Source organism: Opitutales bacterium, assembly GCA_013215165.1.
Taxonomy (GTDB): Bacteria; Verrucomicrobiota; Verrucomicrobiia; order Opitutales; family JABSRG01; genus JABSRG01.
The window spans coordinates 18,555-36,561 of sequence record JABSRG010000039.1; the positions used below are offsets into that span (position 1 = coordinate 18,555).

Sequence of the window (18,007 nt, forward strand, 5' to 3'; positions counted from 1 at the left end):
TTTTGAGCATTAGCAAAATAACGTTATGTTGTTATACTCCTCTCCAACGCATTGCGGACATTATGAAGGTAGCCCGATTGAAGTATTTTATGGTAACTGCTGAAGAGCTGAGCTTTAGCAAGGCAGCGAGGAAACTCGGAATTGGTCAGCCCTCGTTGAGTCGGGCAATCAAAGAGTTGGAGCGTGAAGTCGGGGCAGATCTCTTCACGCGCACTACCAACCGGGTCACGTTGACTGAGGTCGGGGAGCTGATTTTACCCAAGGTTGACGAAGCGTTGTTATTGATTGAAGAGACTTTTCAGGACATCCGGGAGTTTGCGCTGGGCAGGAATGAGCGGCTTGAGATCGGTTACCTATCGAATGTGTTGAATCCATTTCTGGGAGAAGCGTTGGAGGCGTTCAGACAGGCATCACCGAACATTGCTCTATATCCTCATGAGATGACGCATCCCGAACAATTTTCTGCATTGAGAGCTGGTCAGATTGATGTGGGCCTGGTCGGTCTGTTTTCCCCCGAGGAGTTGCAGGCTGAGTTTGATCTATTCGATCTGTTTAAGATCCCGCTCTCGCTCGTAGTGTCGAGAGATGACCCCTTATCCACGCGTGAGCAGGTGCGTCTCGAAGACATAGAAGATCGTCCGTTGATCAGTTATTCCAGAAAGGTCTTTCCCAGTTGTGAGGCCATTTTTGAGAGAATACACCGTAATCACGGGATGCCTTATAAACCCTTCATCTTAGCAACGAGTAACCAAAGCGCGCTGGCTGCGGTGACGGCGCATCATGCTTACACACTCATCTCGAAGGTGGACGACTCTTTGGATAGTGAACGTGTGGCTTTTGTGCCCTTTGAGGAATCCGTTATGGATGTGAGTTATTGTGGTATGGTGCGACGCGACGAGTGCAGAAAGAGTGTCTTGGCATTTCTACAAGAGTGCCGGCGCGTAGTTAAAATGAAGGCACCTCAGACACTGGTGGGGGCACTCTCGTAACATTTGGAAATGTAGTTTGAAGGCTTTGGGAGTTCTATTGGGCTGGATGCTTGAAGCGTGGATATGGGATGGATCTTCGTAAATTAACCTACTTCGTTACGGTGGCTGACGAGCTCAACTTCAGTCGCGCAGCGCGTCGCTTGGGAGTTAGCCAGCCAGTGGTGAGTCGTGCGATTAAGGAGCTGGAGCATTTGGTAGAAGCCAAATTGTTTTTTCGCGAGTCGAACTTCATCAAATTGACACCGGCAGGAGAGACCTTACTCCCGCGTGTAGAAGAGGCGTTGAGTGCCATGGAGGAGGGAATGAAATCGGTGCGAGATGTGGCCGCGCTGGGTTTGTCTGTTATCGATGTTGGCTACTTGCCTTCGTCTTACGATGCGTTCGTGGGCGATGCCTTTAACGTGTTTTGCCAGACATTCCCGGATACGCGCGTAAATCCACATCCATCGGATCCAGGTCAAATGGTTGAGGATCTGCGTTCAGGAAAGATCGATGTCGCGTTGATTGGTTATATTTGTCCGGAGGTGCACAAGGAATTTGATGCATTTTTCCTTTCTAAGATTCCAACGAGTCTCGTCGTCGCAGCACATCATCCGATCGCGCGAAAGCCGGCCATGGATCTGGAAGAATTGAGCATGTTTCCTTTGGTGTCCCTGGAATCGAAACACTTTCCTGGAAGACACGAGTTCATTACTCAGACTCTAAAAGAAAAGGGGATTTCGCCTAAGAGCATCCGCAGGGTAGATAGCCTGCTCTCTGTCTTAGCGAATATCGCCAATAGCGATGGCTTTTCTATGATGCCCACGGAGGTCGAAAGTGTCGCGACGCAACATGTGAAGTTTCTTCAATTGGATACCTGGGACATCGAGGTCGACTTCCATGCCTTGGTCCGCCGCGACGAATCGCGCAAAACCATCCTAACGCTCCTTCAGGAGTGCCGACGTATTTTGAAGAGTCGGACTTAGTTGTTGTGGTATTCGCCTTACAAAAAATGACCGCGCCTGCATTGCTAGCTGCCCTCGGGATCTGGGCAATGCCGAGCAAATGCCTTGACGCTCCACGGAGCAGGCTTCACTTTTCACCCTTCGTTTAAACGCCAGAGTAGCTCAGCGGTAGAGCAGAGGACTCATAAGCCTTTGGTCGGCAGTTCAAGTCTGCCCTCTGGCACCATTTTAAAAACCCCTTAAGTACTGGTTTTGAGCGGTTTAGGGGATTTTGGATAAAGTGTCACGAGATGACATTAGCGGACGCAAAATGCTCTCAAATGACATATTTTTGGCAACCGTTTGGCGACCGCCTACAGGCCTTCTTGCAGAAGCATGCTGCACACCTGAAGATATAAAGCCTGTTTTAAAGGCTTGGTCGACAATTCCAGGCCATCCGAAAGCGCCAGTTCTGACGATTGTGAATTAACGATTGGATTTCGAGGGGTGTATCGACTGCACAATAACCTAAGGGTTAAAAAGCAAAATGACCTAACAGCCGCAAGAGCAGTCAAAACCGACAGCATGTAAAACGACATTATCCCCTTCACGCAGTTTCTCGCCGAATGCATGAGGCAGTAAGCGCTGAGAGCTGATGGTTACTGGAAAACTTAATCCCGCTATTTTCTTTCAGAGATATCTTGACTGCTTCATTCGATCACCCAACGTGCGCCACAATGTCCGATAGCGTAAGATATGCTTTCCTTTTCTTTTTTAGTCTGGTCAGTTCAGCCTCAGAGCAAGTTCCTGAGGGTCTGCGTGGGGGCATCGAAGTGGACGCTAAGACCCTTGAGCAAGCATTCGCTTTAAAAGCAGCCGGATGTGAGTATGTCATGCTATCTGAAGTGGCCTGACACATCTAGCCTCTACGGGCTGCGTGACCGCACCATACTGGAACTGATCTATTCAACGGGAATGCGGCGCTCTGAAGTGATCAAATTGGAAACGCGTGATATTCAATTTGACCAAGGGATCTTGCTCGTGCGCCAGGCCAAAGGAAACAAAGACAGACTTATTCCAATAGGCAGTAGGCCCTAAGCTGGCTCAAAACCTACAACGAAAAAGTGCGCCCGTCGCTCCTACAAACCGCCGATCAACAAGCATTCTTTCTTAGCTACTATGGCGACCCGTTAGTGGCAGATTTTCTTACCGAGACCGTCAAGAAATACATGAAAAAGGCTGGAATCACACGCGATGGAGCCTGTCATCAATTCCGCCACGCCTGCGCTACCCACATGTTGCAAAACGGAGCCGAAAGCCGCTATATCCAAGAACTCCTAGGTCACTCCGACCCCAAGTCTACCCAGATTTATGCGAAACTGGATATTACCCAGCTCAAGCAAGTGCATGGAGAGTGCCACCCGAGTGAGCGGTAAGGTTGTCTAAGATAGTCTGATAGACGGGGATTTATTTGAGATCCTTGAAAGAATTTCAGTGACAAAGCCTGTGGCAGATTAGACTATCAGACGTAAAGTTATGAAAAAACCGCCTACTTCTAAATCGCATGGCACTCTAACTATCGGAGGATGGATTACCCCTTGTTACGTGTTGGAGGATGAGAGAAGGTTAATCTCTCAGAGTTCTTTTTTTGAGATAGTAGAACTTCGTAGTCGAGGTTTAAAGCTTCAAAGAGAAGTTGCTACATTCCTTGATCATCCCGCAATTGGAGGTAAAGAGGTTTCGCAAAAACTATCCAATCCAATCCTTTTTACTGATGAAAGGAATATACCAATATATGGGTATGAGGGTGAACTTCTTGTTGATATTGTAATGTCCTGATCAAAGCCCGACAGACGGGCATCTTTGATGGTGAACCCGGAAGAACTTATGCTAGAGCAGCTGAAAATGTGTTACTTTCTATAGCAAAAGTTGGTATTGTTGCGCTGATTGATGAAGCGACAGGTTATCAAGCTGTTCGTTCTAGTGATGCTCTCCAAGTAATCCTCGAGAAATATCTTAGGAAAGAACTAGCTGCATGGGCGAAAAATTTCCCGACGAGTTCTATATTGAAATGTATAGGCTTAAAGGGTGGCCTTGGCAAGGGAGAGGCGTTAATCCTCCAAGTGTAGTAGGCCATTATACGAAAGATTTGATATATAAGCGATTGGCTCCTGGATTAGTTGAGGAATTAGAGGCTAGAAATCCCTCAGATGATAAAGGTATTAGAAACCATAGACATCATCAGTGGTTGTCAGATGATATTGGTAACCCCGCGTTGTCTCAACATTTATATGCTATTATCACTTTGATGAAAGTTTCTAGCGATTGGGATAGCTTATATATGAAGGTAGAGAGGGTTTTTCCAAGGGTGGGCGATAACCGTTGGCTTGATTTAGATATTGAAGGCGAGGAGACCCAATGATTTTAGATATGCGATACTGATTATGATCGCTGAAATATTCTTCTAGTAATGCCATATCCTATCGATAAAAAGTTAGTCGTTGGAGTTTCTACGTCTGCATTATTTAATCTCGAGGTTGAACATCAAGTTTATGAGCGAGAAGGAGTTGAAGCTTACTGCCGGTATCAAGAAAGTTATAAGGATGTTGCTTTAGAGAAAGGCCCAGCATTTCCGTTTATTCGCAGATTTCTTAACGTCAATAAGGTATATGATGAACAAATGCCTGTTGAAGTTGTTATATTGTCTCGTAATAGTGCAGACACTGGAATTCGCGCATTCAATTCTATAGAGCATTATAAACTTGATATTACTAGGGCCGCATTTACATCGGGAAATCCCCCCTTATCGATATATCCCGTCATTTAATATTTCATTGTTTCTTTCAACCAAAGAGAAAGACGTAGAAGATGCAATAAAGCAAAAATTTCCAGCAGGTTATTTGATACCCACGTCAGTAGAAGATGACGAAAAAGATTTAGAATTTATAGTGGCTTTTGACTTTGATGGAGTTTTGGCGGATGACGAATCAGAAAAGGTATTTAAAGAGAGTGAGCCGCTAGAGATTTTTCACCAGCATGAAGTTAAGAATGTTCAGCGGCCTTTAGGAGCGGGACTGCTAGCTGATTTTTTTATGAAATTTTCTTTCTTCCAAAAGCTGAGGAAGATAGAAAATATAAGCGTATCCTTAAGACGTCGATCGTCACGGCTAGAAATACACCATCACATGAGCGAGCTATTAACACCTTCAAATCCTGGGATGTAAGTGTTGACGAAATGTTTCTTTTGGGAGGTGTTGAAAAGCGGCGCGTCTTAGAAGTTTTGAAACCTCACATTTTCTTTGATGACCAAAAGGGTCACCTTGATCCAAATATCCTAGATACACCCCTTGTCCATATACCATTCGGGATTGCAAACCAATGACATAGCAAGCTGGCTATTCTGCCTGTCACGAGTGAAATGGGCGCTCAAGCTGTTATCTTTCAGGTCGCTACAAGGAAAATCGCTATTTAGCTGTAAGTTGATTCTCATTGATCGTAATGCTTAGGATTGTGTTTCGTCTACCCGAAAGTGATTGATAAAGAGGCTAATAGTCTTGCCGAAAACAAGAATTTATCCATTTTAATAGCTATGTCGTTAATCGAGCAAATTGTGGCGGACATAAAGTTGCTTCCGGTAGACAAGCAGGAAGCAGCTTATGATTATGTTCATCGTCTTCGCGAAGAGACCTCACGTGAGCGCAAGGCGATATTAGATCGGGTCTTCGGCTCTCTTAGTATCGAAGAAGCCGAAGAGTGGGAGCGTAACGTTCAATCTTGCCGCACAGTCGATGTTGAAAGCTGGTGATCCGCTTATACTCGACACCAGCGTTATCATTGCTGGCTTTAAGAGAGATCCCGAGGTTTTAGCTTCATTTGGTTCAGCTGGAACACTCTACGTGCCTGTAACTGTTTATGGAGAACCTTACACAGGAGCTTTGAAATCGGCAACTCCTGAAAAGAAGCTCGAACAATTGGCAGAGTTCATGAAAGCGGCAGTTTTACTGGATGTGGATTGGAGTACAGCTCAACATTACGGAAGACTTCGTAAGCAGTTGGAAGAAAATGGGACTCCTATTCCCGAGAATGACATCTGGATTGCTGCTATCACTGTCCAATATGGCCACAAGTTATTCTCAGCCGACGCTCATTTTGATCGGATAGGTGAACTAAACCTAGAAAGTTTTCAACAGTAGCTTGCTTCGATCGGTTGGCGAAATGACAGGAGTCGGTGCTGTCTCAAGATTTTAAAACCTGAGCCTTTTTGCTGGCGTCAGATGTGGTTCTGGAATTCTGAAAAAAGCCTCGTCTCTGGCTCCCATACAATCGAATTATTCCAACCATGTCTCATGTCTTGATTATCGGTGCCGGGGGTGTCGGTGCTGTGGTAACACACAAATGTGCTCAAGTTCCGGAGGTCTTTGAGAAGATCACTCTGGCGAGCCGCACGGTATCGCGGTGTGAGAAGATTGCGGCGCAAATTGATCGTCCTATCGATACTTACTCAGTCGATGCCGATAATGTGCCGGAGCTCGTTGAGCTGATCGAGACAGTCCAACCCGACTTGCTCATCAATGTGGCGCTGCCTTATCAGGATCTCACTATCATGGATGCCTGCCTCGAGACGGGTGTGCATTATATTGATACGGCTAACTACGAGCCGCGCGATACGGCAAAGTTTGAGTATCATTGGCAGTGGGCTTACCAGGAGCGATTCAAGGAAAAAGGTCTGCTCGCGCTACTCGGAAGTGGCTTCGATCCGGGAGTGACGAATGTTTTTACTGCATGGATGAACAAACACCATTTCGATTCCATCACGGAGCTCGATATCATCGACGCCAATGCCGGCGATCATGGCCAGGCATTTGCCACCAACTTTAATCCGGAGATCAACATCCGCGAAGTCACGGCTAAAGGCCGCTATTGGAACAAGGGTGCTTGGGTGGAGACCGAACCGCTGTCCGTTAAACAGAGTTTTGATTTCCCGGAAGGCATCGGTCCGCTCGATACGTATCTTATGTATCACGAGGAGCTAGAGTCTCTGGTGAAACACATCCCCAGCATCGCGCGCGCGCGCTTTTGGATGACTTTTTCCGATAACTATCTCAAGCATCTCGAAGTGCTCCAAAACGTCGGCATGACACGGATCGACCCTGTTCAGTTTCAGGGGCAAGAGATTGTCCCTCTCCAGTTCCTCAAGGCTTTGTTGCCGGATCCTGCTTCGTTGGGTCCAACGACTCAGGGACGCACATGTATTGGTTGTGTGGCTCAAGGTGAGTCTAAAGGGCAGGCGAAGAAGATGTATGTCTACAATATCTGCGACCATGCTGCGTGCTACCGTGAGGTGCAGTCACAAGCGGTGTCCTATACCACAGGTGTGCCGGCGATGATTGGGGCGATGATGGTGGCTACCGGAACTTGGTCTGGTGCCGGAGTCTTCAATATGGAGCAGTTTGATCCCGATCCATTCATGGAAAAACTTATGACTCACGGGCTACCATGGAAAGCCGTGACCTTGTAGCCATCCGCGAACAGGCGGAAACGCCGTCGTTCGTTCTGCATTTAGGCGATTTGCGGCGCAATGCGCAGATACTCCGAGAGGTAAAGGAGGCCGCTGGCTGCAAAATTCTACTGGCGCTCAAGGGCTTTGCCAATTTTCGGACCTTTGGGCTGTTTCAAGATGTCTTGGATGGTGCATGCGCCAGTTCGTTTAACGAAGCACGGCTAGGGCGTGAGGAATTCGGTGGTGAAGTCGGTGTGTTTTCACCCGCCTACCGCGATCAAGACATAGAAGGGCTCTTGGGCGTGGCGGATAACATTATTTTCAATTCGTTTGCTCAGTTAAGGCGCTATCGTGAACGCATCCTCACGCACGTTCGCACCGTTGAGATTGGACTGCGTATCAACCCGGAACATAGCGAAGGCGCCGTTGACATCTACAATCCTTGCGCGCGTTTTTCCCGATTGGGTATCCCTATCAGTCAATGGGATGGCGATGACCTCGATGGGGTCACTGGTTTACATTTCCATACGCTTTGTGAGCAAAATAGTGATGCTCTGGAGGCGACGCTCGCTGTGGTAGAAGCAAAGTGGGGAGACTGGCTGCCGAAAATGAGTTGGGTCAATTTTGGCGGAGGCCATCACATCACGCGCGGTGACTATGACCGCGCGCGACTTATTCGGTTAATTCGTAATTTTCGTCAACGTTACGACGTCGACGTCTATCTCGAGCCTGGTGAGGCTGTTGCGCTCAATGCAGGTGTTTTTGTGACCCAAGTGGTCGACTTGCTATATAACGAAAGAGACATCGCCATCCTTGACTGTTCTGCGCAGTGCCATTTGCCAGACGTGTTGGAGATGCCCTATCGGCCTGAGATTGTGGGTGCTGGCATGCCGGGAGAATACGCTCATAGTTACCTCCTCGGGGGCCAAACGTGCCTGGCCGGTGATGTTTTTGGCGAGTGGAGTTTTCCGGAGCCACTAAAGCCAGGCGACCGGCTGATTTTTACCGACATGGCCCACTATACGATGGTCAAGACGAATACCTTTAATGGGATCAACTTACCCACCATCGCACACTTCGAGCCCAAAACCCAGACCCTGACTCCAGTCCGCCAATTCGGCTACCACGACTTCCATACGCGACTGGGTTAGTGTTATCATAGACAATTCTATTCTCTCTAAATTTTGCATGTTGCCCGCCTATCTTGGCCTCACCAACCCGACAATTCCTCCAGGATGGAAGCGCGTTGCTTTTGCTGAAGGGTGAGTTCTGGAACTACGATGCTTGCCGGCGTGAATTCTGATTTCTCGATAAACGCTTCTACGGCGTCACGAAAGGCTATCCAGCGCCCCCATTTATATTCGGGTGCGTATAGAATGTGAAAGAGCATGCTTTTCCATTCGAGATATGCCCGCTCTATGTCTCCCTTGGAAAGGTCGTCGCTGCGTTCTTCATAGGACTTCTGATTGCCGGCTATATATTCGCGCATGATCTCGGCTGCTCCGTCGCCATACTCGGAAGGAAGGCCTTTATTGAGGTATCCTTCATAGGTGGCGCTGCGGTAGGCTTCGCGGCAAGTAAAGCGGAGGCGGTCTGAGGCGTTGGCCACATTCTCGAATCGGTGGCCAGCACGGATGTTGGCTATTTCATAAATGAGGTCATCGAGCGGAAAGGAGTCGTCTTCCAACGCTGCGGCGATGGCCAGGCCTTCTCCATGCTGAAAAAAACTGGCAATGGCACCGCGACGGGTGGGACGTCCTTTGCCATCGATCAAGCGCAGTTGATACCAGATCTCCGCAGGGCTGCGGGCTTGAAGCAGCTGGTTGCTATCACTCGCTTTTTGTTGGGGCGCGCGCAGTTCGTCGAGGGATTGATGGATGCGTTTACGCGTGGGTGGGTTAATGAGAAATTTTCCCTCACTGTCCTTCCAGGCAAAGATGTAGGCTTCGCTATAATCGAGGGTCACAAAAAAGGTTCCTTTACGCTCATCGTAGCTTTCGACATGGCCGCCATTTGTCAGCGCTGGCATGATGGGCAGGATTTGCTGTTCAAAGTCTTCCAGGGTCCAGCGGCGCGGTGGATGGATGGTGCGTTTGCGAGTTTGGCTAAAATAGCTGGTAAGTGATCGGCGAAACTTGCTGTGGAGTGTCAATGCATCGGGCCCCCGGTCGCACTCAAAATTGGCGATCGGTACGATGCGTCCATAGATGCGTTTGCCGTTTTTGACGAGCTTGGTTGGCATCCCGACTCTAACTGCGGAGAGTGATTTCGAGGATGCCAGCGCTGGGACAAAGCTTGTTTCATCCCAAAACAGCGTATCTTTGAGCCTGCATTTAATGGGAGCTCGGCGGCGTTCCCAGATTCCTTTGGTATTTTGCAGTTCGATGACTGAGCGCCGCTCAAGGTGTTCAGCAGCAATCTCTGCTTCTTGCGTCGCCTCGTCGGGATGCAAGGGATACTTTTTGCGAATAAATTCCCTCAGGCCCAATGGCACGCGCTGGTCGGAGAACAGGCGCTGTGTGAGTTTTTGTGTCGCTTGCATGGGCGGCTGTTTGCGCCTGGAGGCCTCCATCATGATGTTGAGGAACACGGCCCAATCCACCTGATTGCGTCGACGCAGGTGGAGGGGGGCGGCTTCGGTTAGGCGTGGTTTTCCTGGTGCTGTGAGGACATAGCCTCGGTCATCCATACCACGTCTTCCGGCGCGTCCAAACATCTGTAGAAGCTCGTCGCCCCGGAGCAGCACGTTACTATCCCCGGCACGAAATTCGCGAGAAGTGATCGCCACGGAGCGCATGCAGAAATTTATCCCGGCGCCGAGTCCATTGGTCGCTACTACAACGCGGAGTTGGCCATTTTTCGCCAAGGGTTCGATCAGGCCGGCACGCAGGGGGTAGGACAGGCCGCTATGATGGAAGGCGATTCGTGATTTGATAAGGCGTGATAGTGTGGAGCCGGCTAGCTTCTTTTGCTCCTGGGTAAGGGCGATCGGATCTTCTGATTGAAGCTGATTTGCCAGGTCGCGTGCGAGGTCCTCTGCTGCCTTGCGGTGTGGGGTGAAGACCAAGATCGGTCCGAGATCATTGGCTAATGCTTTGGCTATACGCCGACACCAATAACCGCGGACGCCCCGCGTGCCGGACTCGGGAATGGCATCAAAAAATACTTCGTCGAGTGGGATGGGCCGCTTCTTGGTTTGAACGAGGCGGGCTTCGCGACCGATGCGCTGAAGCCAGCGGACGACTTTGTCGGGATTGGCCACGCTGCCGGAGAGGAGAAAGAGCTGTGTGGTCGGGGGCGCTAAGGCGATAGCCACCTCGTAATTCACTCCGCGGCTGCGATCGCCGATCATTTGGTATTCGTCGATTACAAGGAGGCCGGGGCCTTCACCGCGCATCAATCGCTGGCGCTGGGTCTCCAATGTAGCGACGACCACGGGCGCTTCCGTATTGATCGAAACATCGCCGGTCGTGATCCCCACGTTCCAGCCCATGTCGGTCCACTCTTTGTATTTGTCGTTGGCCAGGGCGCGCGTGGGAACGGTGTATACAGCCTGTTGTGATAGCCCTGCCCGATAAAGTAGCTCAAAAATATAAGTTTTACCGGCTCCAGTAGGCGCATCCAAGACGAGGTCTTTGCCGTCTTTGAGAAACTGAAAAGCTTTTTGTTGCCATAGATCGGGAATTTTCAGCTCCATTTTCAGTTACCTCCAAGAGAACGCGTCTACAGCATAAAGTGATCCAGGGAAGAATCAGAGCAAGTTGAATAGGGGGTGTGACCAGAAGTGTAGGGCATACTGATGTTTAGTAGGGTGATCAGCGAGAGCGATTGCCTTCGTGCGGATCAAAGCTCAGGTCAAGCAATGGCTGTCGCCATCACTCTACAGAATTTAACTGAGGGGACGGGGAGTTCTTTGGGCTTTCGTTTGGACTGGATCGACAAAGGCCACCTTAAAAGCGAGGAGCTATTACTCGCTCTCGCTGTTACCTCTCGGTGTCCTTGTTGTCGTCGAGCCGCTCTGTCGGCTACAACAAAGGCATTTTGGGACATGTTCCCGCCGTTTCAATTAGGCCCCTCCTACTGAGATATTGAGAGCCGGAGACTATTCTATCCGTTAAGTCTGTCTTCGATATCAGGTCCAATAGATTACCGTTTCGGCGTCGATGAATCCCATCAAAAATGAGATTGTGGACCGATAGCTTTCTTGAGTAGCTAGAGCCTCAACTGCATGGATGTTGGCTCCGTTGAAGAAGTAAACATCGCCCTGGTTGATCGACACGGAGGTACGCTCACATGGCTCAAGGAGATCGACTGGATAAGGGTAGCCTGTTCCAAGGAGCCCTAAGTCGCGTCGAGCATTGTTATCTGGTTCGTAGTTCCAGTAGTGCAGGGCACCGCCGTCTCCATTTTGAAGGCATATATTTACCGCTACCGGAGTGTAGGCTAGGGTTCTTGATATCTCGAATCCGCGCTGGAGTTGGGTATCGAGCTGAGCCCCATCGTCATGGGGTTCAAGGGCGAACTTTCCAGAATCCGACCAAGATCGCATTAGGTATTCCCCCGCTGCGCGCCCAGCATGGCGCGCGTTACGAAGTTCAACGCCCCGCTTGGCGAGAAAAGCGCGCATGGCTTCCAGGAAATTAGCCAGGAAGTCTTCTGTGTCGGCAAAAAGTGCGCGAACGTCATCGCGTGTCTTTTCGGCCTCATCGAGATAGATCCCCATGTCTTTTTTGTAGTGATAGGTGCCGACATAATATGCAGGCACCCCATCACCGCGTTGTCGAAGGGATGGGCTATCCCAAAAATTTGTAGAAATCTGTTCGCAGGCGGCTGGGCTGAGGATGTTTCGGAAAATGCCGCCGGTGACTTCGCGGGTAAGCACTTTATAGACTGCCTCGGGGGTGAGGGCAGCATATTCTGGGAACTGGAAGTAATCCTCGGAATGGATGGTGCCGGACAGGGGCTGAATCGCCTCATCGTTAAACGTGATGATCGACATAGCTGATTGAGGTTTCGGGTCGATCGATGGAACAGTCGCAGAGAATATTCAACTGACCCGATGCTCGGAATAGACAAGACCGTGAGGCCTGCGAGTAAAAAAGTAGAGAAGCCTTGGTTCTGTTCTGAGCCAGCTTAGATTTACTGGAATCAGGCCTTGCCGCAGGCTCGAAATGTGGGACAGTCAAAACAAGAAATTCAAGCTGAAAGGTATCCTTGTGCGTGTGACAATTTTAAATCGGAAGGGCGGGGTCGGGAAGTCGACGGTGGCCATTCTATTGGGCGCTGCCTTGGATTCGGCAGGGTTCGAGATCGCATTCGACGACCGCGATCCGCAGGGCACGGTGTCTTACTGGGCACAGGAAATCGGAGGTGTCCCCATGCTTGAAGATGGTGGCAATCCACGTGTTACGATTGTGGATACGCCGGGTCGACTCGATCTTCACAACAAACGGGACTTGGCGACTGTGAGGGAACTCATTGCAACGAGCGATCGTTTGGTCGTCGTGACTGAAAAGAGCCCCTTCAGTGTGCGTGCAAGCGAGCCTATGGTCGAGTTGGTGAAGGAACATCAAAGCAATGGGGCTTCTGCTTGGTTACTCTTCAATAAGGTGCGTGCAAATACGCGGATTGGGCGGCAGGAGGATCGTGAGCTGGTCGGGCATTTAGGGATTGCGGCGCTTAAAAACAGCCTGCCCCTCGCGGCTCCTTTCGAGAATGTCCAGATTGATGGCTACAAGGCGGTCACCGGTAAGAATCGAGAATTAGTCCTCAAGCTAGCCCTGGAGATAATTTCATGAAATCGACCTCCAAAGATTTGCTCAACCAACTCAAAGCGCTCAAAGACAGTGTGCCGGCGGAATCGTCTGCTACAGCGAACCTAGCGAATAGCAAGGCTGGGGCAAAAAAGGTCTCGGCCGGTGGACGATCTAAGAAAATTGAGCGAGCCGAAGTTGCGGCCAAATCCTCGACTTTGAGCATCTCGCTAAGCGCCTCGACTGCACGCCAGCTAAATGCCCACACTGGCACAGGAAAGTGGACCGCTGAGGCCGTTCTGAGTCATCTGGTCGAGGATATGCCTGGTGCCTTCCCGGAGATTTGTTATGAGGATGAAGTGATCATTCCTGAAGGGCTCTATCGCCGCTTGTATCGCTCTGCTGATCGTTCAAAGCTTTTCATAGCCGGGCCGACTAAGACATTTGTTTTCGAGTTCAACCCTCTGTCCAAAAGCTACAAGCGTTGGGAACGCTATTATCGGGCACGAGGTTTGAATGAGATTCATCAACCATCAATCGAGATGGGGGTGTTCAATCTCTATGCTTTCCTGACTTCGTTCGAGGACTATCGAGCTGACAGATGGGTAAAGGATATTGACCCGCTCGAATATATGCTCGTGGGTTAGGTGTTATGGTTCGGTTTGCTATTTTCGGAGCAGGGGCCTGGGGAACTGCTTTAGCTATCCATCTCGCGCGTGCTGGTCAGGTGGTAACACTTGTTCCACGCCGTGAGGAACAGGCAGCTTTGATGCGTAGCCAGCGACAGAATGAAGCGCGTCTACCCGGTTTTTCACTTCCTGATAATTTACACGTGGACGCGGACAGCGACCAGGCCTTGGCAAATTCTGACGTGGTATTCCTAGGCTGCCCTTCTGTGGGACTAAAGGATTTGTGCCACAGCCTAAGTGTCTCCCCAGCATTAAGGGTAGGGGGGCATGGGCATGTGCTCATATCTTTGGCCAAAGGATTGGAGCAGAAAACCCTGGACGTGCCATCCAGAGTCGTGCAGGCGGCTTTGCCCTACTCAGACTTTGGCATACTGTCGGGGCCGAGTTTTGCGAGCGAAATCGCCGCGGGGAAACCCGCTGCTCTAGTCTTGGCGATGCATGGACCGAGTGAGCTGATCGAAGATATCCAATGCGCTCTTAGCAATGCAGCGATGCGGATCTATTTGAGTGACGATATTCTCGGCGTCGAGCTCGGGGGTTGCCTGAAAAACATCTATGCGATCTCCGCTGGTATCTGTGCTTCATTAGATCTGGGAAGTAATGCTACATCAGCGTTACTTACACGGGCGCTTAACGAAATGGTGACGCTCTCGGTAGCCATGGGTGCTGATTTACGGACGCTCTACGGCCTGGCGGGGTTTGGTGATTTGATGGCCACCTGTTCAGATGATCAAAGCCGTAACCGCACATTTGGGAAGCGTATTGGGCGCGGTGAGTCCGCAGAAGCTATTCTGGCCAGTCAGGGCTCGGTGGTGGAAGGCTATCGTGCGTGCGATTGTTTTTATCAGTTGTGTCAGAAGCGTGGTTTAGTTGCGCCGATTCTAAATCAGATTTATGCGGTGCTCTTTGAGTGTAAACCGGCACGGCAGGCGCTAACAGATTTGATGACGCGTAGCCTCAAAGCAGAACACTGATTGCGGTTACGGGCCTCTTTTATCCAGTCTCCAAAATACATACCAACCGTATGACACTCTTTGAAAAACTTGGTGGCGTAGCCTCTGTTGGTTCAGCCTTGGGCCGTTGAGATGACATGATTATCGGCTCGAAAAAATTCATGTCCACAGCTCATCATAGTGTCTTGGTTGTGCTTTGGATGTTTATAAGCAGTGCTTTGTTATGCGCTGGGGATTTTGTTTCTGTAAATGACAGTGTGATGCCAGACAAAGATCTGGATGCTCTTTTGGCTCCGTATTGCGAGAGACTTGATGCCGCAATGAGCAAAGAGCTGATCGTTACCTCCTATCCGTTGTCCAGAGGCCGTCCCACCGCGCGGCTCAATAATCTGGTGGCTGATTCATTGCTTTGGAAGGTTCGGATGGAGTTCGAGGAGGTCGATTGCGCGGTAACGAATTATGGGGGGATCAGAACTTCCATGGGCTCTGGCCCGATCACTGTGGGCGAAGTCTATGAAATCTCTCCGTTTGATAACGCGATCGTCATTTTGGAGCTAACGGGTGAAGAGGTTATTCAGTTGGCGCATCAAATTGCGCGGACGGGTGGTGAACCTGTCAGTAATTTGAGTTTCAGGATTTTAGGAGAAGCGGCAAGTGCCGTACACATCGGTGGCGTTAGGGTGGATCCGGCCAAGATATATCAGGTAGCTACCATAGATTACCTCGCGGGTGGAAATGGACCGATGCCCGCTCTTTGGAATCATGCTGAGGCTATCACGACAGCCTTCTATCAGCGCGATGCGTTGCTTGAATATTTGGGGTACTTGGGGAAACGAGGAATGCTTATTAGTGCCGAATTTGAACCTCGGATCGCTGGTGAATAAATCATTGATTTAGTCTGATGCATCTTATTACTCGACGCTTTGTTATAAACCGTATGCTGCGCTCGCTTAGTTTGGTGGCATCCGGCCTGCCTTTTGCTCGTGCTCAGGCTCAGCGACCTGCTCCACCTCAAGGTGCGAGCGAGTTGCTAATACTCTCCACAAATGATACGCATTCCCGTCTGGACCCCTTTCCTAATGATGGTAGCCGCAACGCCGGCTTTGGTGGTGTTGCGCGTCGCGCGACTTTGATCCGCAGGTTTAGAGACAGATACCCTAACGTATTGTTATTGGATGCCGGTGATATCTTTCAAGGCACACCCTATTTCAATTTTTTCAAAGGCGAACCAGAGATTAAGGCAATGACTGCGCTCGGGTATGACTGTGCCACTCCGGGAAACCATGATTTCGATGCTGGCGTCGATGGCTTGGCGAAGGCATTACAGTTTGCTCGGTTCCCCTTGGTTAGTGCCAACCTTGACGCATCCGGTTCGATTTTAGAGGGAGCTTGGAAACCGTGGATAACCCGGTTGTTTGGTGATTACAAAGTGGGTATTTTCGGGCTGACCGTCAAGTTGGCGGGCCTGGTGCCCAGCGCATTGTTTGCGGGAGTGAATTGGAGTGATCCTGTTACCGCAGCGCGCAAGTCGGTTGCAGAGCTCGAGGCTGAAGGGTGCCATGCTATCATTTGTTTATCGCACCTAGGGTTTGGTGACGATCTGCACGAAGACAAAATGCTTGCTCGTGAAGTGCCGGGTATCGATCTGATTGTGGGTGGGCATACGCATCGATTTCTTGATGAGCCTGTCGAGGTGCAAAGTCATACAGGGACTTCGGTGGCCATCACTCAACAAGGTTGGGCAGGTATACGCCTCGGAGCGATGCGGGCTACGCTCGACACGTCGAAACCTTTCCGTCTAGCCCAGCACAAGGGAATCCCCATTCGCGGTGCGTGGGGATAGGGCTGCCGCTTCCGAGTCGTGATCGAGTTCTGAAACTTGGAGTCTCGTCTTAGCTTTCTTGAGTGCTCAGGAGAATAGAGCTCAACGCGAATTTATACCTTGTACGCCTCTATCGCGTAATCCGGGTTCAAAATATACTTGTGGCGCGGTGTTTTCTGGCTCATTTGTTTGCATAACGGCGCGGTAGCCAAGTGGTAAGGCCGAGGTCTGCAAAATCTCTATCGCCGGTTCGATTCCGGCCCGCGCCTCCAATTTTTTCCTAATGAGCGATTTTGGTGATTGGGCTACGTGGATGGCTAAGTTTGAAACTTATCTCGCTCACGAGCGTCAGATGTCGCCGAAGACAACGCGAAATTACCTACATGCTTGCCGCAGTTTTGAGACGTGGCTTTCCCGTGATGATAACGCTGAGCATACGCCGAATAGTGTAACGGAACTTGATGCGCGCAGTTACATGATTGAAATGCAACGGAGTCTCTCTCGCCGTACCGTTCACATGCATGTCTACGGCTTGAAGGCCTTTTATCGATTCTTGCGGCGGGAGCAGGTCGTCGATTCTAGTCCGTTTACACGCATCAACTTACCACGCCTAGAGAAAAAACTCCCCCAGCACCTCACTGAAGCTCAGATGAATGCGCTGCTAGACGCCCCGATGGCTTTACTCAAAGCGGGCGCTCTGGGCCCGGAGGAGGCTTGGCGCGATGCGGTGATTTTAGAGTTTCTCTATGGTGCGGGACTGCGGATCAGCGAACTTTGTGAGTTGCGGCACGAACACGTCGATGAAGCTTCCCGGACATTACGTGTTCTGGGTAAGGGGCGCAAGGAGCGGATCTGTCCCGTGGGCTCCTTGGCTATGCGGCTCTATCGACATTACAAAGAGCATTATACGCCTGTGGGGAAGCGCTCTTATCACGATTCAGTATTTCACGGAAAACGCGGTGGCTCGCTATCGCCTAGGTCCGTTCAGAAGCAGCTAAAGGTGTATCTGACGGCAGCGAGTTTGCCCCATGATCTTACACCGCACAAACTGCGTCATTCTTTTGCGACGCACCTGCTAGATCACGGAGCGGATCTGCGTCTCGTGCAGCAAATGCTTGGACATGCTAGCCTCTCGACGACTCAGATTTATACCCATGTGGGGATAAGCCGATTGAAAGAGGCACATAAACTGGCTCATCCACGATCCCAGTAGGGTGCAATTGAAACAGCGGGGAGATTGCCCCAACTGCCTCTGTTGTTGAGCCGCTCAGTCGGCTCGCGGGTTGCGTATCGATTGGAATGACCGCCCAAGCAACAGGCCACCGGCGGCGACAAAGCACCGCCCTCCAGCGGTTTTCGTATGTGAAGTCCTGATTTC

19 protein-coding genes, 2 tRNA genes and 1 pseudogene are annotated in these 18,007 nt (G+C 50.3%); 20 read left to right on the forward strand and 2 right to left on the reverse strand.

Annotated elements, in window-relative coordinates; genetic code table 11:
- The first annotated feature begins 62 nt into the window (after positions 1–62).
- The 13 genes and pseudogenes from HRU10_09560 to nspC all read left to right on the forward strand — a co-directional run bounded on the left by HRU10_09560 (position 63) and on the right by nspC (position 8,563).
- Complete coding sequence (locus HRU10_09560) at positions 63–989, forward strand: LysR family transcriptional regulator (GenBank protein NRA27483.1); 927 nt, start codon at positions 63–65, stop codon at positions 987–989.
- 68 nt (positions 990–1,057) lie between these two features.
- Positions 1,058–1,954 (forward strand): LysR family transcriptional regulator, encoded by an 897-nt coding sequence (locus tag HRU10_09565; protein NRA27484.1) that lies wholly within the window; start codon positions 1,058–1,060, stop codon positions 1,952–1,954.
- 130 nt (positions 1,955–2,084) lie between these two features.
- Positions 2,085–2,159, forward strand: a tRNA-Met gene (locus tag HRU10_09570).
- Between the two features lie 490 nt (positions 2,160–2,649).
- Entirely contained in the window at positions 2,650–2,826 is a 177-nt protein-coding gene (locus HRU10_09575; GenBank protein NRA27485.1) for a hypothetical protein, read from the forward strand.
- Positions 2,801–3,010, forward strand: a complete 210-nt coding sequence (locus tag HRU10_09580; GenBank protein NRA27486.1) for a tyrosine-type recombinase/integrase — start codon at positions 2,801–2,803, stop codon at positions 3,008–3,010. Before HRU10_09575 ends, HRU10_09580 begins: the two co-directional genes overlap by 26 nt.
- Positions 3,011–3,036: 26 nt before the next feature.
- On the forward strand, positions 3,037–3,348 hold the full coding sequence (locus tag HRU10_09585) for a tyrosine-type recombinase/integrase (GenBank protein NRA27487.1): 312 nt from the start codon (positions 3,037–3,039) through the stop codon (positions 3,346–3,348).
- Between the two features lie 100 nt (positions 3,349–3,448).
- Complete coding sequence (locus HRU10_09590) at positions 3,449–3,751, forward strand: hypothetical protein (protein NRA27488.1); 303 nt, start codon at positions 3,449–3,451, stop codon at positions 3,749–3,751.
- 196 nt (positions 3,752–3,947) lie between these two features.
- Complete coding sequence (locus tag HRU10_09595) at positions 3,948–4,334, forward strand: hypothetical protein (protein NRA27489.1); 387 nt, start codon at positions 3,948–3,950, stop codon at positions 4,332–4,334.
- A 48-nt stretch (positions 4,335–4,382) separates the two neighbouring features.
- A pseudogene (locus tag HRU10_09600) lies at positions 4,383–5,294 on the forward strand (5'-nucleotidase).
- A 147-nt stretch (positions 5,295–5,441) separates the two neighbouring features.
- Positions 5,442–5,717, forward strand: a complete 276-nt coding sequence (locus HRU10_09605) for a hypothetical protein (GenBank protein NRA27490.1) — start codon at positions 5,442–5,444, stop codon at positions 5,715–5,717.
- A complete protein-coding gene (locus tag HRU10_09610) occupies positions 5,701–6,105 on the forward strand; it encodes a PIN domain-containing protein (GenBank protein NRA27491.1) in 405 nt (134 codons plus the stop codon). The genes HRU10_09605 and HRU10_09610 overlap by 17 nt, the downstream gene beginning before the upstream one ends.
- 146 nt (positions 6,106–6,251) lie before the next feature.
- Positions 6,252–7,430 (forward strand): saccharopine dehydrogenase family protein, encoded by a 1,179-nt coding sequence (locus HRU10_09615; protein NRA27492.1) that lies wholly within the window; start codon positions 6,252–6,254, stop codon positions 7,428–7,430.
- Positions 7,409–8,563, forward strand: coding sequence for a carboxynorspermidine decarboxylase (nspC, locus tag HRU10_09620; GenBank protein ID NRA27493.1), 1,155 nt, complete (start codon positions 7,409–7,411; stop codon positions 8,561–8,563). The genes HRU10_09615 and nspC overlap by 22 nt, the downstream gene beginning before the upstream one ends.
- A gap of 59 nt (positions 8,564–8,622) precedes the next feature.
- On the opposite strand, the gene HRU10_09625 is transcribed toward nspC, so the two are convergent.
- A complete protein-coding gene (locus HRU10_09625; protein NRA27494.1) occupies positions 8,623–11,109 on the reverse strand; it encodes a DEAD/DEAH box helicase in 2,487 nt (828 codons plus the stop codon).
- 435 nt (positions 11,110–11,544) lie between these two features.
- Complete coding sequence (locus HRU10_09630; GenBank protein ID NRA27495.1) at positions 11,545–12,411, reverse strand: hypothetical protein; 867 nt, start codon at positions 12,409–12,411, stop codon at positions 11,545–11,547.
- Between the two features lie 172 nt (positions 12,412–12,583).
- Here HRU10_09630 and HRU10_09635 point away from each other — a divergent pair, with 172 nt between their 5' ends.
- From HRU10_09635 to HRU10_09665, 7 genes are all read left to right on the forward strand, one after another.
- Positions 12,584–13,210, forward strand: a complete 627-nt coding sequence (locus HRU10_09635; protein ID NRA27496.1) for a ParA family protein — start codon at positions 12,584–12,586, stop codon at positions 13,208–13,210.
- Entirely contained in the window at positions 13,207–13,812 is a 606-nt protein-coding gene (locus tag HRU10_09640) for a hypothetical protein (GenBank protein ID NRA27497.1), read from the forward strand. The genes HRU10_09635 and HRU10_09640 overlap by 4 nt, the downstream gene beginning before the upstream one ends.
- A 5-nt stretch (positions 13,813–13,817) precedes the next feature.
- Entirely contained in the window at positions 13,818–14,828 is a 1,011-nt protein-coding gene (locus tag HRU10_09645; protein NRA27498.1) for an NAD(P)-dependent glycerol-3-phosphate dehydrogenase, read from the forward strand.
- Between the two features lie 140 nt (positions 14,829–14,968).
- Positions 14,969–15,691, forward strand: coding sequence for a 5'-nucleotidase C-terminal domain-containing protein (locus tag HRU10_09650; protein ID NRA27499.1), 723 nt, complete (start codon positions 14,969–14,971; stop codon positions 15,689–15,691).
- A gap of 17 nt (positions 15,692–15,708) precedes the next feature.
- Positions 15,709–16,650, forward strand: a complete 942-nt coding sequence (locus tag HRU10_09655) for a metallophosphoesterase (protein ID NRA27500.1) — start codon at positions 15,709–15,711, stop codon at positions 16,648–16,650.
- A gap of 177 nt (positions 16,651–16,827) precedes the next feature.
- Positions 16,828–16,901 (forward strand) — tRNA-Cys (locus HRU10_09660).
- An 11-nt stretch (positions 16,902–16,912) separates the two neighbouring features.
- Positions 16,913–17,842, forward strand: a complete 930-nt coding sequence (locus HRU10_09665; protein NRA27501.1) for a tyrosine recombinase XerC — start codon at positions 16,913–16,915, stop codon at positions 17,840–17,842.
- Positions 17,843–18,007 lie beyond the last annotated feature (165 nt).